We start from the raw sequence: 14,401 nt of genomic DNA, 5'->3' as shown, positions 1-14,401 counted from the left end.
CGGGATCAGGAGTGCGCGATCAGCTTCCGCAGTTGATCAGTCCCAGTCCAGCGCGCCGCCCGACTGGTACTCGATCACGCGGGTCTCGAAGAAGTTCTTCTCCTTCTTCAGGTCCATCGCCTCCGACATCCACGGGAACGGGTTCTCCGTCTCCCCGAAGATCGGCGCGAGGCCGATCTGCTGGGCGCGCCGGTCGGTGATGAAGTGCATGTACTGCTCGCACAGCTGCGCCGAGAGGCCCAGCATGCCGCGCGGCATGGTGTCGCGCGCGTAGCGGACCTCCAGCTCGCACGCATCCTGCAGCATCTGCCGGATCTCCGCCTGGAACTCTTCCGTCCACAGGTGCGGGTTCTCGATCTTGATCTGGTTGATGCAATCGATGCCGAAGTTCAGGTGAATCGACTCGTCGCGCAGGATGTACTGGTACTGCTCGGCGATGCCGACCATCTTGTTGCGCCGGCCGAGCGAGAGGATCTGCGCGAAGCCGGTGTAGAACCACATGCCCTCGAAGATCACGTAGAACGCCACGAGGTCGCGCAGGAACGCCTGGTCGGCCTCCGGCGTGCCGGTCTCGAAGTCCGGGTCCTCGAGGTGCTGGGTGTACTTCAGCGCCCACGCGTCCTTCTCGGAGATGGACGGCACCTCGCGGTACATGTTGAACAGCTCGCCCTCGACCAGGCCGAGGCTTTCGCAGATGTACTGGAAGGTGTGCGTGTGCACGGCTTCCTCGAACGCCTGGCGCAGCAGGTACTGGCGGCACTCGGGGTTGGTGATCTGGCGGTACACCGCGAGCACGATGTTGTTGGCCACCAAGGACTCCGCCGTGGCGAAGAAGCCGAGGTTGCGCTTGAGCATCTGGCGCTCGTCCTCAGTCAGGCCGTCCGGCGACTTCCACAGCGCGATGTCGGCCTGCATGGCGACCTCGGTCGGCATCCAGTGGTTGTTGCACGCGGCGAGGTACTTGTCCCACGCCCAGCGGTATTTCATGGGCAGCAGCTGGTTCACGTCGGCGCGCGCGTTGATCATGCGCTTGTCGTCGACGTTGATCCGGGCGGCACCGACCTCGATCTCGCCGAGGCCGGTGGCCGTGGTCTCCACGTTGGTCATCAAGAGGCTCCAAGAAAAGGCTCGTGTGCGGCGAGGCCGGTTTCAGCCGGCCTCGCCGCACACGAGGAGGTCACTGGCAGGCTTCGCAGTCGGGGTCGTCGATGCGGCAGGCGGCGCCTTCGGTCGCGACGAAGTCGATGTCGTCGACCTTCGGCATTTCCTTCGGCTCGGCGGGCTTGGCGGCCGGGACCGCGGCGGGCACGGCCGCAGCGGGGCTCGCCGGGACCGCGGCCGAGGGCGAAGGAGCCGGGGCCGGCGAAGGCGCCGGGGCGGCCGGAGCAGTAGCGGTGGCGGCCGGGGCGGCCGAGACCGCGTTCAGCTTGCCGTCGGTGCCGCGCAGGGTGCTCTTCTCCACGTGCGTCGCCGACTGCGCGCGCAGGTAGTACGTGGTCTTGAGGCCCTTGTGCCACGCGTAGCGGTACAGCTCGTCGAGCTTGCGCCCGCTCGGCGCCGCGATGTAGAGGTTCAGCGACTGCGCCTGGTCGATCCACTTCTGCCGGACCGAGCCGGCGTCCACGATCCACTTCGACTCGATCTCGAACGCGGTGGCGTAGAGCGCCTTGAGGTCGTCCGGCACGCGGTCGATCTGGCCGAGGCTGCCGTCGAAGTACTTCAGGTCGCTGACCATGACCTCGTCCCACAGGCCGCGGGCCTTGAGGCTCTTGACCAGGTGCGGGTTCACCACGGTGAAGTCGCCCGACATGTTCGACTTCACGTACAGGTTCTGGAACAGCGGCTCGATCGACTGGCCGACGCCGGAGATGTTGGAGATCGTGGCGGTCGGCGCGATCGCCATCACGTTGGAGTTGCGCATGCCGACGGTCTTCACGCGCTCGCGCAGCGGCGCCCAGTCCAGCGTCGTGGAGGTGTCGACGGCGAGGGCGTCGCCCTGGCGCGCGTCGATCAGCAGCTGCATCGAGTCGATCGGCAGGATGCCGCGGCTCCACAGCGAACCCTCGAACGTCTGGTACTGGCCGCGCTCCTCGGCGAGGTCGGTCGACGCCGAGATCGCGTAGTAGGACACGTGCTCCATGCTCACGTCGGCGAACTTCACCGCTTCCTGGGAAGCGAACGGCACGCCGATCTCGAACAGCGCGTCCTGGTAGCCCATGATGCCCAGGCCCACCGGACGGTGGCGCAGGTTGGAGCGGCGCGCCTCCGGGATCGTGTAGAAGTTGATGTCGATCACGTTGTCGAGCATGCGGACCGCCGTGCGCACGGTCTTCTCGAGGCGCTTCGTGTCCAAGCCCTCGGGGGTGACGTGCTTGAGCAGGTTCACCGAACCGAGGTTGCAGACCGCGACCTCGTCGATGTTGGTGTTCAGCGTGATCTCGGTGCACAGGTTCGAGGAGTGCACCACGCCGACGTGCTGCTGCGGCGAGCGCAGGTTGCACGGGTCCTTGAACGTGATCCACGGGTGGCCGGTCTCGAACAGCATGGTCAGCATGCGCCGCCACAGCTCGACCGCGCGGATCCTGCGGAAGACCTTGATCTCGCCGCGGTCGGCGGCGGCCTCGTACTCGCGGTAGCGCTCGGCGAACGCGTTGCCGTAGAGGTCGTGCAGGTCCGGCGTCTCGTTGGGGGAGAACAGGGTCCACTGCGCGTCGGCCTCGACGCGGCGCAGGAACTCATCCGGCACCCAGTTGGCCGTGTTCATGTCGTGGGTGCGCCGGCGGTCGTCACCGGTGTTCTTGCGCAGGTCGAGGAACTCCTCGATGTCCACGTGCCACGTCTCGAGGTACGCGCACGCCGCGCCCTTGCGCTTGCCGCCCTGGTTCACGGCGACGGCGGTGTCGTTGGCGATCTTGAGGAACGGCACGACACCCTGCGACTGGCCGTTGGTGCCCTTGATGTGGGCGCCGAGGCCGCGGACCGGGGTCCAGTCGTTGCCGAGGCCACCCGAGTACTTGGCCAGTAGCGCGTTGTTCTTGTACGCCTGGAAGATCGAGTCCAGGTCGTCGTCCACAGTGGTCAGGAAGCACGATGAGAGCTGGGCGCGCGTGGTGCCCGAGTTGAACAGCGTCGGCGTCGAGGCCATGAAGTGGAACGTGGAGAGCAGCTCGTAGAACTCGATCGCGCGGGCTTCGCGGTCGTCCTCGCGGATGGCCAGACCCATGGCCACGCGCATGAAGAACGCCTGCGGCAGCTCGAAGCGCGTGCCGTTGTGGTGCTGGAAGTACCGGTCGTACAGGGTCTGCAGGCCCAGGAACCCGAAGTCCAGGTCACGCTCGGCGTGGATGGCCGCGGTGATCTTGTCGAGGTCGAACGTGAGCAGCTCGCCGTCGACCAGCTCCAGCTCGACCGCGCGGCGCAGGTAGGTGCGGAAGTAAGCGGGGTACTCGGCGGTCATCTCGTCCTGGCTGGCCTGGCGTGCGCGGCCGGCGAGGTAGCTCAGGGCCTCTCCGCGCAGCTTGTCCAGCAGGAGCCGCGCACTCACGTACGAGTAGTTCGGCTCCTGCTCGACGAGCACGCGGGCGGCCATGATCTGCGCGAGCGCGAGCTCGTCGGCGCTGATGCCGTCGTAGAGGTTGCGCTTGGCCTCGGCCAGCACCGGCTCGGCGGACACGTCCTCGAGTCCGGCCACGGCCTCGCCCACCACGTGGGACACGCGGGCCCAGTCGAGCGGGCGCAGCGAGCCGTCGGTGCCCTTGACGCTGATCGCGGCCTCGGCGGGCGCCGGCGTGACGGCCTCGCGGGCCTTCGACCGCTCGTCGCGGTAGAGCACGTAGGCGCGGGCGACCTTGTGGTGCTCACCGCGCATCAGGGCGAGCTCGACGAGGTCCTGGATCTGCTCGATGTGCAAAGCGGTTTCGGGGCCGGCGTGGCGCAGCAGGGAAGCCTCGACCTGCTCGGTCAGCTCGGCGACGACGTGGTGCACGCGCGAGGAAGCGGCCGCGTCGCCGCCCTCCACGGCGAGGAAGGCCTTGGTGAGGGCCACGCTGATCTTGCCGGCGTCGAACGGCGACACACTGCCGTCGCGCCGGATCACGCGGACCGCGCTCGGTGCCGAGTCCGCCGACGAGGGCGGACGCTGACCGGTTTCCACTGACATGCGGGTCTCCAACAAAGTCGAAAAATGGGCGCGCTTCATCGCCGCACGGCCGCACAAGGCCGTGCGCTGCTGTTTCTCCAAATCGGCCCGGCGGCCCTTCCTGAGCGGTCTCCCCGTCGCTGGGGGCTGCCGGTCCACAGAGACTACATCTAGGGGTTCGGGCTCGCACGTGCCCCAAGGGGTGGCGTGTCGCGGGCTCACCCTCGCGGGTTAGTCGATCACTCAGAGCGGCTGGTCGGGGGCGGTTCAGCCGCCGAAGACGAGGGTGCAGTCGCGCAGACTCGCGCTCACGATCGGGCGACGTCCGACCAGGAAACCGAGCGGTCCGGCGGGGTTCACGGACCAGTCGGCGGCGGCCGCGTGCGGCTTCGCGCGCGACCTGACGGGGCTGCGCTTGAGCCGCCCGCCGAGCGTCTGCGTGATCTCGAACCGCGCGGGCAGCGTGGCCGGCAGCCCCGCGCGGCGGGAGAACGCGGCGGTGGCGATCCAGCCGTCCTCGGTGGCCGCGGTGAACTCGCGGTCGCCGGTGAACTCGAGCGTCGCGAGATTCTTCGGGATGCCCCACAGCTCGCGCCCGCCCGCGAGCGAGACCTCGCTGTCGACCCAGATGTCGGTGATCGACGCGGTGAGCCCGCCGCGCACGGCGACGGCGGCGAGCAGCTCGTGGTAGCTCAGCTGCCCGGGCGCGCGGTAGTCGATCCACGCGGTGAACACCGCGGCGTGACCGCCGGTGGTGACGGGTTCGACGCCTTCGGGCAGCTCGGGCAGTTTGCCGGCCGGGAGCAGCCACACGGACAGCTGTGCCTGGCCGGCGAGGTGCCACGGTTCGGGCGGGTAGCCGGTCACTCGGCGATCCAGGGGAGGTAGGGCGGCAAGTCGTGGTCGACGCGGAGCTTGAACTCCGCCGGGCGTTTCTGGAGGAACGACAGCACACCCTCGATCGAGTCCGGGTTGGTGGCGATCCCGCCGATCAGCTTCGAGTCCACCTCGTGCACCTCGAACGGCGACGGCGCCGAAGCCATCCGGTAGAGCAGCTGGCGCGTGACGGCGACCGACACGGGCGCGGTGTTCGCCACGAGGTCGCGCGCGAGCTCGTAAGCCTTGTCCAGCACGGCTTCCGGCGGATGGACGCTGTGTACCAACCCCTTCCGCAACGCTTCCTCGGCGCCGAAGACGCGCCCGCTCACCATCCAGTCCACGGCCGTGCCCATGCCGACGAGCCGGGGCAGGAACCACGCCGACGCGCCTTCGGGGTAGATCCCGCGGCGCGTGAACACGAACCCGAACTTCGAGTCGTCGGCGGCCAGCCGGTAGTCGCACGACAGCGTGATCGTGATGCCCCCGCCCACCGCCGCGCCGCGCAAGGCGGCGATCACGGGCTTGTTCATCGTGAAGATCCGCTTGGAACAGCGGCCCGCCGGCTCCTGCCAGCCGTCGGGCGGGCCCTCGCCGAGCTCGAAGTCGAACCCGCCGGACGAGAGGTCGGCGCCGACCGAGAAGTCCTTGCCGGTGCCGGTGAGCACGACCACGCGCACGTCCTCGTCGCGGTCGGCGCGGTCCATGGCGGCGCCCAGCTCGTCGGCCATCCGCACGGTGTAGCCGTTGCGCGCCTGGGGCCGGTTCAGCTTGACCGTCGCGATCCGCTCGGCGACCTCGTAGGTGATGTCCGCGTAGGGGCTCATGGCTGGAACGGTAGGACAACGCGATTCTACTGGCAACGTGTCAATAGTGGCCGTGTGCTCGGCTGGAAAGAAAAACAATCAGGCGCGCTTGATTTTTCCTCGGTCGGGGTGCGAGGGTGGGCCCGAGCGCGTAGTGCTTACAGAAGGACGCATGGAGGCGCAGGATGGCTGATCTCGGCGTGATCCTCGGGGATCTCGCGGCCGAATCGCAGGCGATCGACGACGTGGTGGCCGGGCTGCCGGCCGAAGGGTGGGCCAGGCCGACGCCGGCGAAAGGGTGGACGGTCGCGCACCAGATCGCGCACCTGGCCTGGACAGACTCGAAAGCGCTGATCGCCGCGGCCCGGCCCGAGGAGTGGCAGGCCGAGGTCGAGCACCTGCTGAGCGTGGGGGAGAGCTACGTCGACCTTGCCGCCGAGGAAGGCACCGCCACGCCGCCGGAGGAGCTGCTCGCGCAGTGGCGCGCCGGGCGGACGGCGCTGTCCGAAGCGCTCGCCGCCGTGCCGGCCGGGCAGAAGCTGCCGTGGTACGGCCCGCCGATGAGCGCCGCGTCCATGGCCACCGCCCGGATGATGGAGACGTGGGCCCACGGCCAGGACGTGTTCGACGCGCTGGGCCTCGCCCGTCAGCCGACCGGCCGGCTGTGGCACATCGCCCGCTTCGGCACGCGCACTCGGGACTTCGCCTTCAAGCTCAACTCACTGGCCCCGCCGCCGGAGGAGTTCCGCGTTGAGCTGGCCTCGCCGGACGGCACGACGTGGGCGTTCGGGCCCGAGGACGCCGAGCAGCGGCTCACCGGCAGCGCCGTGGACTTCTGCCTGGTCATCACGCAGCGGCGCCACCCCGCGGACACCGACCTGGTCGCGACGGGCGCCGACGTCGAGGAGTGGCTCACCATCGCGCAGGCGTTCGCCGGTCCGCCCGGTGAAGGCCGGAAGCCGGGGCAGTTCGCATGAGCGCGCCGATCCGGATCGGGAACGCGTCGGGCTTCTACGGCGACCGGTTCTCCGCCGTGCGCGAGATGCTCACCGGCGGCCCGCTCGACGTGCTCACCGGTGACTACCTCGCCGAGCTGACCATGCTCATCCTCGGGCGCGACCGCATGAAGGACCCCGAACGCGGCTACGCCAAGACCTTCCTGCGCCAGATGGAGGAGAACCTGGCGCTGGCCAAGGAAAAGGGCGTGAAGATCGTCGCCAACGCCGGTGGCCTCAACCCCGCGGGCCTGGCGACGGCGTTGCGCGAGCTGGTCGCGAAGCTCGGCGTGGACGTGCGGATCGCGCACGTCGAGGGCGACGACCTGATCGGGCGCGCCGAGGAGCTGGGCTTCAAGAAACCGTTGACCGCCAACGCCTATCTCGGCGCGTGGGGCATCGTCGAGTGCCTGAACGCCGGCGCCGACGTGGTCGTGACCGGCCGCGTCACCGACGCCTCGGTGATCGTCGGACCGGCCGCCGCGCACTTCGGCTGGACGCGCGAGGACTACGACGCGCTGGCCGGCGCCGTCGCCGCGGGCCACGTGATCGAGTGCGGCGCGCAGGCGACCGGCGGCAACTACGCGTTTTTCCGCGAGCAGCCGATCGGCGTGCCCGGGTTCCCGATCGCCGAGATCCACGCCGACGGGTCCAGCGTCATCACGAAGCACCCCGGTACCGGCGGTGTCGTGAACACCGGCACGGTCACCGCGCAGCTGCTGTACGAGATCACCGGCGCCCGCTACGCGAACCCGGACGTCACCACGCGCTTCGACACGCTGACGCTCACCGGGGACGGCCCCGACCGTGTGCGCATCAGCGGCGTGACCGGTGAGGCCCCGCCGCCCACGCTCAAGGTCGCGCTGAACCGGCTCGGCGGGTTCCGCAACGAGACCACGTTCGTGCTCACCGGCCTCGACATCGAGGAAAAGGCCGCGCTCGTGCGCGAGCAGCTGGAGACGGCGCTCGAACGGAAGCCGCCCGCCGAGGTCCGCTGGACGCTCGCGAGGACCGACCACCGCGACGCCGACACCGAGGAACAGGCGAGCGCGCTGTTGCACGTCGCGGTGAAGGACGCCGACCCGAAGATCGCCGGCCGCGCGTTCAGCGGCGCCGCGGTGGAGTTGGCGCTCGCGAGCTACCCCGGCTTCCACGTGACCGCTCCGCCTTCCGACGCCTCGCCCTACGGTGTGTACTCGGCGGCCTTTGTGGACGCGGCCGAGGTGCCCCACGTCGCGGCGCTGGCCGACGGTCGACGTGTCGACATAGCACCGTCCACCAAGACCCGAGCACTGACCGAAGTGGACGAACCCGCGCTGCCCGAGCCGTTGCCGGACGGGCCAGTGCGCCGCGTCCCGCTCGGCCGCGTGATCGGCGCGCGCAGTGGCGACAAGGGCGGCAGCGCCAACCTCGGCGTCTGGGTGCGCTCGGAAGAGGCGTGGCGCTGGCTCGTGCACCGGCTCACCGTCACCGAGTTCCGCCTGCTGCTGCCGGAAACCGCGGAGCTGCCCGTGAAGCGGCACCTGCTGCCGAACCTGTGGGCGATGAACTTCGTGGTCGAGGACATCCTCGGTGAGGGCGTGGCCTCCCAGGCGCGGTTCGACCCGCAGGCCAAGGCGTTCGGCGAATGGCTACGGGCGCGCGAGATCGACGTGCCGGAGGCGCTGTTGTGATCGTGGACCCGTTCGCGACGCCGGAGCGCAAGGAGCTGCGCGCGACCGTGCGACGGTTCGTCGAGAAGGAAGTGCTGCCGCACCTCGACGATTGGGAACGCGCGGGCGAGCTGCCGCGCGAGCTGCACCGCAAGGCGGGGGACCTCGGGCTGCTCGGTGTCGCGTTCCCCGAGTCCGTGGGCGGAGGCGACGGCAACTACCTCGACGCGCTCGTGGTCGCCGAAGAGATGCACTACGCGGGCGGCTCCGGCGGCCTGTTCGCCTCGCTGTTCACGTGCGGCATCGCCGTGCCGCACATCGCCGAGGCCGGCGATCCGGTGCAGGTCGAACGCTGGGTGCGCCCGACGCTCGCGGGCACGAAGATCGGTTCACTGGCCGTTACCGAGCCCGACGGCGGGTCCGACGTCGCGGGCATCCGCACGACCGCCGTGCGCGAGGGTGACGAGTACGTGGTCAACGGAGCCAAGACGTTCATCACCTCCGGCTGCCGCGCCGACTTCGTGACCACCGTCGTCCGCACGGGCGGCGAGGGCGCGCACGGCATCTCCCTGCTGGTGGTCGAACGCGGCACACCCGGGTTCACGGTGTCGCGCAAGCTGGAGAAGATGGGCTGGGCCGCCTCCGACACCGCCGAACTGTCCTACGTGGACGTCCGGGTGCCGGTGGAGAACCTCGTGGGCGCCGAGAACAGCGGCTTCGCGCAGGTGGCCACCCAGTTCGTGACCGAGCGGCTCTCGCTCGCCGTGCAGGCCTACGCCCACGCGCAGCGCGCGCTCGACGTCACGCTCGACTGGTGCCGGCTGCGCGAGACGTTCGGCCGTCCCCTCATCTCGCGCCAGGTCGTGCAGCACAAGCTGACCGAGATGGCGCGCAAGACCGACGTCGCCCGCACGTACGCGCGCCAGACCGCCGTGCGCCACGTCTCCGGCGAAGAAGTGATCGCCGAAGCCTGTTTCGCCAAGAACACCGCCGTCGAAGCCGCCGAATGGGTGGTGAACGAGGCCGTGCAGCTGCACGGCGGGCTCGGGTACATGCGCGAGTCCGAAGTGGAGCGGCACTACCGCGACGTCCGCATCCTCGGCATCGGCGGCGGTACCACCGAGATCCTCACCGGCCTGGCCGCGAAGCGATTGGGATACACCGCATGACCGCATTGAGGTCTGTTGTGGACACACGGGCCGGCGAGTTCGCCGCGAACCGCGAGTCCATGCTCACCAAGCTCGCCGAGATCGACGCCGAGCACGCCAAGGCCGTGGCCGGTGGCGGCGAGAAGTACGTGGAGCGCCACCGCAAGCGCGGCAAGCTCCTGGCCCGCGAACGGATCGAGCTGCTCATCGACGAGGACTCGCCGTTCCTGGAGCTCTCGCCACTGGCCGCGTGGGGCTCGGACTACCGCGTGGGCGCCAGCGTGATCACCGGCATCGGTGTGGTCGAGGGCGTGGAGTGCCTGATCTCCGCGAGCGACCCGACCGTCAAGGGCGGCGCGAGCAACCCGTGGACCACCAAGAAGAGCTTCCGCGCGGCCGACATCGCGGCGCAGAACCGCCTGCCGGTGATCAACCTCGTCGAGTCCGGTGGCGCGGACCTGCCGACGCAGAAGGAGATCTTCATCCCCGGCGGCCGCATCTTCCGTGACATCACGCGGTCTTCGGCGGCGAAGGTGCCTACCGTCGCGCTGGTCTTCGGCAACTCGACCGCCGGCGGCGCCTACCTGCCGGGCATGTCCGACTACGTGGTGATGGTCAAGGAACGCGCGAAGGTGTTCCTCGGCGGGCCGCCGCTGGTGAAGATGGCGACCGGCGAGGAGTCCGACGACGAGTCGCTGGGCGGCGCCGAGATGCACGCCCGCACCTCGGGCCTGGCCGACTACCTCGCGGCCGACGAGCAGGACGCGATCCGGCTGGGCCGCAGCATCATCAAGCGGCTCAACTGGCACAAGAAGGGGCCGGCGCCGCGGAGCGAGTACGTGGAACCGCTGTTCGATCCCGAGGACCTGCTCGGCATCGTGCCGAGCGACCTCAAGGTGCCGTTCGACCCGCGCGAGGTGATTGCGCGCGTCGTCGACGGCTCCGACTTCGACGAATTCAAGCCGCTCTATGGTTCGAGCCTGGTCACGGGCTGGGCGAACATCCACGGCTACCCCGTCGGCATCCTCGCCAACGCGCAGGGCGTGCTCTTCAGCGAGGAATCGCAGAAGGCCGCGCAGTTCATCCAGCTGGCCAACCAGATCGACACCCCGCTGGTCTTCCTGCACAACACCACCGGCTATATGGTCGGCAAGGAGTACGAGCAGGGCGGCATCATCAAGCACGGCGCGATGATGATCAACGCGGTGTCGAACTCGAAGGTGCCGCACCTGTCCGTCCTCATGGGATCGTCTTACGGCGCCGGGCACTACGGCATGTGCGGGCGCGCGTACGACCCGCGGTTCCTGTTCGCCTGGCCGAGCGCGAAGTCGGCCGTGATGGGCCCGGCGCAGCTGGCCGGGGTGCTGTCCATTGTGGCTCGTGCCGCCGCGGCGAGCCGGGGGCAGGAGTACAGCGAGGAGAACGACGCGGCGATGCGCGCCATGGTCGAGCAGCAGATCGAGGCGGAGTCGATGCCGATGTTCCTTTCGGGCATGCTCTACGACGACGGCATCATCGACCCGCGCGACACCCGCACGGTGCTCGGCCTGAGCCTGTCGGCGATCCACAACGGACCAGTGAAGGGCGCCGAGGGTGGCTTCGGCGTCTTCCGGATGTAGGGGTGCAGCCGTGATCCACAACCTGCTGGTCGCCAACCGGGGCGAGATCGCCCGCCGGGTGTTCCGCAGCTGCCGCGACGCCGGCATCGGCACGACGGCCGTGTTCTCCGACGCCGACGCCGCTGCCCCGCACACGCGTGAGGCCGACGTCGCGGTGCGGCTGCCGGGTGACGCGCCGGGGGAGACGTATCTGCGCGCGGAGCTGATCGTGAAGGCCGCGGCCGACGCGGGAGCCGACGCCGTGCACCCGGGTTACGGGTTCCTGTCCGAGAACGCCGCGTTCGCGCGGGCCGTGCTCGACGCGGGGCTCACCTGGATCGGCCCGCCGCCCGCGGCGATCGAGACGATGGGCTCCAAAGTGGAGTCGAAGCGGATCATGGCCGCCGCCGGGGTGCCGGTGCTGTCGGAGCTGGACCCCGCCTCGGTGACGGGAGCTGACCTGCCGTTGCTGGTCAAGGCTTCCGCCGGTGGCGGCGGCCGCGGCATGCGCGTGGTCCGGGAACTGGATGAGCTCGCCGAGGCGGTCGAAAGTGCCCGAGCCGAGGCCGGGTCCGCGTTCGGCGACCCGACGGTGTTCTGCGAGCGTTACCTGGAGACGGGTCGCCACATCGAGGTACAGGTGCTCGCCGACAGCCACGGCACGGTGTGGGCGGTGGGGGAGCGCGAGTGCTCGATCCAGCGTCGGCACCAGAAGGTGGTGGAGGAAGCACCGTCGCCGTTCGTCGACGACGCCATGCGCGCGGAGCTGTTCGACGCGGCGCGCAAGGCCGCGTCGGCCATCGACTACGTCGGCGCCGGCACGGTCGAGTTCCTCGCCGGTCCGGACGGGCGGTTCTACTTCCTGGAGATGAACACGCGCCTGCAGGTGGAGCACCCGGTGACCGAGAACGTCACCGGCCTCGACCTCGTGGCGCTGCAGCTTTCCGTCGCCCAGGGCGCGAAGCTGGCCCCGGAACCGCCTGCGCCGCAAGGACATTCGATCGAGGTCCGGCTCTACGCCGAGGACCCGGCCGCGGGCTGGCAGCCGCAGAGCGGCACGCTGCACACCTTCGAGGTGCCCGGCGTCGACCGCGAGTTCACGCACGGCGCCGGGCTGCGGCTCGACTCCGGCGTGGAGAGCGGGTCGGTCGTCGGCGTGCACTACGACCCCATGCTCGCCAAGGTGATCACGTGGGCGCCGACGCGCGACGAGGCCGCCCGCCGGCTCGCCACCGCGCTGGCCGCGGCGAAGATCCACGGTGTGGTCACCAACCGCGACCTGCTCGTGAACATCCTGCGCCACGAAGCGTTCCTCGCGGGCGAGACCGACACGGCGTTCTTCGACCGCCACGGCCTCGGCACCCTCGCGAAACCGCTGGCCGGCGGCGACGCGGAGAAGTTGTCCGCACTCGCCGCCGCACTGGCCGACGCGGCGGGCAACCGCGTGGCCGCGACCACGCTGGGCCGCCTGCCCAGCGGCTGGCGCAACGTGCGTTCGGCGAGCCAGCGCAAGGTGTTCACGCGCGGGGACACGACCCACGAGGTCCGGTACTCGCTCACCCGGGACGGCCTGCGGGCCGAGGGGTACGACGACGTGCGGCTCGTCTCGGCGGAGCCGGCCCGGGTGGTACTCGACGTGGGCGGCCTGCGGCGCACGTTCACCGTCGCACGGCACGGCGACAAGTCCTTTGTGGACTCGGTGCTGGGCTCGGTGGCGTTCACGGCGGAGCCGCGGTTCGCGGACCCGTCGGCGGCACTGGCGGCGGGCTCGCTCGTCGCGCCGATGCCGGGCACGGTCGTACGGCTCGCGGTGGGTGTGGGCGACACCGTGGCGGCGGGCGATCCGCTGCTGTGGCTGGAGGCGATGAAGATGGAACACCGGATCGCGGCCCCCGCCGACGGCGTGGTCACCGAGCTGCCGGTGGAGGTCGGGTTGCAGGTCGAGGTCGGCACGATTCTGGCTGTGGTGGGAGAACGAGCATGAACGCGATGAACTTCGTCGAGCCCGAGGAGCGCGTGGCGCTGCGCAAGGCGGCTTCGGAACTGGCGCGCAAGTACGGGCACGAGTACTACTCGAAGAAGGCCCGTTCGGGCGAGAAGACCGTCGAACTGTGGGACGAGGCCGGCCGGCTCGGCTACCTCGGCGTGAACCTGCCCGAGGAGTACGGCGGCGGGGGCGCGGGCATCGCCGACCTCGCGGCGGTGCTGGAGGAGTTCGCGGCCGCCGGCTCGCCGTTGCTGCTCATGGTCGTCTCGCCCGCGATCTGCGGCACCGTGATCTCGCGCTTCGGTACGGATGAGCAGAAGAAGCAGTGGCTGCCGGGACTTTCCGACGGCAGCAAGAAGATGGTCTTCGCCATCACCGAGCCCGACGCCGGGTCCAACTCGCACAAGATCACCACCACCGCCCGCCGCGACGGCAGCGACTGGGTCCTGAGTGGGCGCAAGGTGTTCATCTCCGGCGTCGACGAGGCCGACGCCGTACTCGTGGTCGGCCGTACCGAGGACTCGAAGACGGGCCGGCTCAAGCCCGCGCTCTACATCGTGCCCACCGACACGCCGGGCTTCGAGTTCAAGCAGATCGAGATGGACCTGGTCTCGCCGGAGAAGCAGTTCGGGCTGTTCCTCGACGACGTCCACCTGCCGGCCGAAGCGCTGGTGGGGGAGGAGGACGCGGCGATCGCGCAGCTGTTCGCCGGGCTGAACCCCGAACGCATCATGGGCGCGTCGTTCTCTCTCGGCACCGCGCGCTACGCGCTCGACAAGGCCGTGGCGTACGCCAACGAGCGCCAGGTGTGGGGCGCGCCGATCGGCTCGCACCAGGGGCTGGCGCACCCGCTGGCGCAGATCAAGATCGAGCTGGAGCTGGCGAAGCTGATGACGCAGAAGGCGGCCTCGCTCTACGACTCCGGCGACGACTTCGCGTCGGGCGAGTCGGCCAACATGGCCAAGTACGCCGCCGCGGAGGCCGCGATCCACGCAGTGGACCAGGCCGTGCAGACCTACGGCGGCAACGGGCTCGCGACCGAATACGGCCTCGGAACGCTCGTGACGGCGGTGCGACTCGGGCGGATCGCGCCGGTGAGCCGCGAGATGGTGCTCAACTTCGTCGGGCAGCACAGCCTCGGGCTGCCGAAGTCCTATTAGGAGTGACTGTGTCTGAGAAGACCGAGAAGTCCCTGGCGGGC

General features: G+C 69.8%; 10 protein-coding genes. 6 read left to right on the top strand and 4 right to left on the bottom strand.

Annotated features, from left to right (window positions below; all coding sequences use genetic code 11):
* Nucleotides 1–36 precede the first annotated feature (36 nt).
* From QRX50_RS42635 to QRX50_RS42620, 4 genes are all read right to left on the bottom strand, one after another.
* Nucleotides 37–1,107, bottom strand: a complete 1,071-nt coding sequence (locus tag QRX50_RS42635; protein ID WP_285968759.1) for a ribonucleotide-diphosphate reductase subunit beta — start codon at nt 1,105–1,107, stop codon at nt 37–39.
* Nucleotides 1,108–1,177: 70 nt separating this feature from the next.
* Nucleotides 1,178–4,159 carry a ribonucleoside-diphosphate reductase subunit alpha gene (locus QRX50_RS42630; RefSeq protein ID WP_285968758.1) on the bottom strand — a complete coding sequence of 994 codons (2,982 nt, stop codon included), beginning with the start codon at nt 4,157–4,159 and terminating at the stop codon, nt 1,178–1,180.
* A gap of 246 nt (nt 4,160–4,405) precedes the next feature.
* Nucleotides 4,406–5,005, bottom strand: coding sequence for an acetoacetate decarboxylase family protein (locus QRX50_RS42625; RefSeq protein ID WP_285968757.1), 600 nt, complete (start codon nt 5,003–5,005; stop codon nt 4,406–4,408).
* Nucleotides 5,002–5,841, bottom strand: a complete 840-nt coding sequence (locus tag QRX50_RS42620) for an enoyl-CoA hydratase-related protein (RefSeq protein ID WP_285968756.1) — start codon at nt 5,839–5,841, stop codon at nt 5,002–5,004. The genes QRX50_RS42625 and QRX50_RS42620 overlap by 4 nt, the downstream gene beginning before the upstream one ends.
* A 164-nt stretch (nt 5,842–6,005) precedes the next feature.
* Here QRX50_RS42620 and QRX50_RS42615 point away from each other — a divergent pair, with 164 nt between their 5' ends.
* From QRX50_RS42615 to QRX50_RS42590, 6 genes are read left to right on the top strand one after another with little or no spacing between them, the layout of a single operon-like run.
* Nucleotides 6,006–6,797, top strand: a complete 792-nt coding sequence (locus QRX50_RS42615; RefSeq protein WP_285968755.1) for a TIGR03084 family metal-binding protein — start codon at nt 6,006–6,008, stop codon at nt 6,795–6,797.
* Nucleotides 6,794–8,488, top strand: coding sequence for an acyclic terpene utilization AtuA family protein (locus QRX50_RS42610; RefSeq protein WP_285968754.1), 1,695 nt, complete (start codon nt 6,794–6,796; stop codon nt 8,486–8,488). Before QRX50_RS42615 ends, QRX50_RS42610 begins: the two co-directional genes overlap by 4 nt.
* Nucleotides 8,488–9,636, top strand: a complete 1,149-nt coding sequence (locus tag QRX50_RS42605; RefSeq protein ID WP_285974699.1) for an acyl-CoA dehydrogenase family protein — start codon at nt 8,488–8,490, stop codon at nt 9,634–9,636. The genes QRX50_RS42610 and QRX50_RS42605 overlap by 1 nt, the downstream gene beginning before the upstream one ends.
* A complete protein-coding gene (locus QRX50_RS42600; protein ID WP_285968753.1) occupies nt 9,633–11,234 on the top strand; it encodes an acyl-CoA carboxylase subunit beta in 1,602 nt (533 codons plus the stop codon). Before QRX50_RS42605 ends, QRX50_RS42600 begins: the two co-directional genes overlap by 4 nt.
* Before the next feature lie 10 nt (nt 11,235–11,244).
* The gene (locus QRX50_RS42595) at nt 11,245–13,197 is read left to right on the top strand and encodes an acetyl/propionyl/methylcrotonyl-CoA carboxylase subunit alpha (protein WP_285968752.1); all 1,953 of its coding nucleotides are present in this window, start codon (nt 11,245–11,247) and stop codon (nt 13,195–13,197) included.
* Nucleotides 13,194–14,360 (top strand): acyl-CoA dehydrogenase family protein, encoded by a 1,167-nt coding sequence (locus QRX50_RS42590; RefSeq protein WP_285968751.1) that lies wholly within the window; start codon nt 13,194–13,196, stop codon nt 14,358–14,360. Before QRX50_RS42595 ends, QRX50_RS42590 begins: the two co-directional genes overlap by 4 nt.
* Nucleotides 14,361–14,401: the final 41 nt, after the last annotated feature.

The sequence above is a fragment of the Amycolatopsis sp. 2-15 genome (assembly GCF_030285625.1).
GTDB classification, from domain to species: domain Bacteria; phylum Actinomycetota; class Actinomycetes; order Mycobacteriales; family Pseudonocardiaceae; genus Amycolatopsis; species Amycolatopsis carbonis.
The sequence above is the reverse complement of the archived record's forward strand: the minus strand, read 5'-3'. Positions and strand labels throughout refer to the sequence as shown.

Bases quoted from the DNA above. Each gene is read 5' to 3' on its own strand.
- QRX50_RS42620 (WP_285968756.1), bottom strand. From the start codon at position 5,841: ATGAGCCCCTACGCGGACATCACCTACGAGGTCGCCGAGCGGATCGCG.
- QRX50_RS42635 (WP_285968759.1), bottom strand. From the start codon at position 1,107: ATGACCAACGTGGAGACCACGGCCACCGGCCTCGGCGAGATCGAGGTC.
- QRX50_RS42630 (WP_285968758.1), bottom strand. From the start codon at position 4,159: ATGTCAGTGGAAACCGGTCAGCGTCCGCCCTCGTCGGCGGACTCGGCA.
- QRX50_RS42610 (WP_285968754.1), top strand. From the start codon at position 6,794: ATGAGCGCGCCGATCCGGATCGGGAACGCGTCGGGCTTCTACGGCGAC.
- QRX50_RS42590 (WP_285968751.1), top strand. From the start codon at position 13,194: ATGAACGCGATGAACTTCGTCGAGCCCGAGGAGCGCGTGGCGCTGCGC.
- QRX50_RS42615 (WP_285968755.1), top strand. From the start codon at position 6,006: ATGGCTGATCTCGGCGTGATCCTCGGGGATCTCGCGGCCGAATCGCAG.
- QRX50_RS42600 (WP_285968753.1), top strand. From the start codon at position 9,633: ATGACCGCATTGAGGTCTGTTGTGGACACACGGGCCGGCGAGTTCGCC.